The organism is Conexibacter stalactiti (genome assembly GCF_033542075.1).
Lineage (GTDB): Bacteria > Actinomycetota > Thermoleophilia > Solirubrobacterales > Solirubrobacteraceae > Conexibacter > Conexibacter stalactiti.
This window is the reverse complement of record NZ_JAWSTH010000241.1, coordinates 1-682: the sequence shown is the minus strand read 5'-3', so window position 1 is coordinate 682 and position 682 is coordinate 1. Positions and strand designations below refer to the sequence as shown.

At 81.7% G+C, this 682-nt stretch carries 2 pseudogenes; both read right to left on the bottom strand.

Annotated features, from left to right (window positions below):
- Positions 1 to 474, bottom strand: a pseudogene (locus tag R7226_RS31565) (hypothetical protein); the annotation flags it as partial.
- Positions 471 to 682, bottom strand: a pseudogene (locus R7226_RS31560) (hypothetical protein); the annotation flags it as partial. The pseudogenes R7226_RS31560 and R7226_RS31565, both read right to left, overlap by 4 nt.

Sequence of the window (682 nt, the reverse complement as noted above, 5' to 3'; positions counted from 1 at the left end):
GGCTGCGCCGGCCGGCGTCGTGGCGGTGCCGGGCGCAGCGGCGCCCGGGGTGGTCGTCGCTCCTGGCACAGCGGCGCCCGGGGTGGTCGTCGCCGGCGTCGTGGCGGCGGGATCGACCGGCGCCGCGGGCGTCGTCGCAGCCGGGTCGACCGGAGCGGCCGGCGTCGTCGCGGCGGGGTCGACCGGCGCCGGGGCGGGCGCCGCGGGGGCCGGCACGGTCACTGTCGCCGGGGTCGGCGGCGCCTGCTGCTCGTCGAGCAGCACGACGAGCGCGTAGGCGATCCCGGCGGCGGCGAGCGCGAGGACGACGAAGGTCAGCGCGATCGGGATCCGCCAGTTCGGCGGCGGGTCGATCCGCGTGCGCGCCGCGAGGCCGCACTCCAGGCACCACTCCTGGTCCTCACGCAGCCCGTTGCCGCAGCGCGGGCAGAGGGTGGCGCCGGGCGTCGTCGGCGACGGCCGCGTCGCGCTCACTGGGACGGGGGCGGCTCGGTCGACTCGGGCGGCGCGGCCGGCGACTCGCTCGGCACCGGCACTGCCGGCGGCGCGCCGGGGCTCAGCTGGGCGGCGGGCGCCGGCTGCGGTGTCGGCGTCGTCCCGGACGGCAGCTCGGGCGACGGCGCGGAAGCGGGGGTACCGGAGGCGAGGCCCGGCGCGGGCGCCGGCTGCGGCGCGCCGGAAG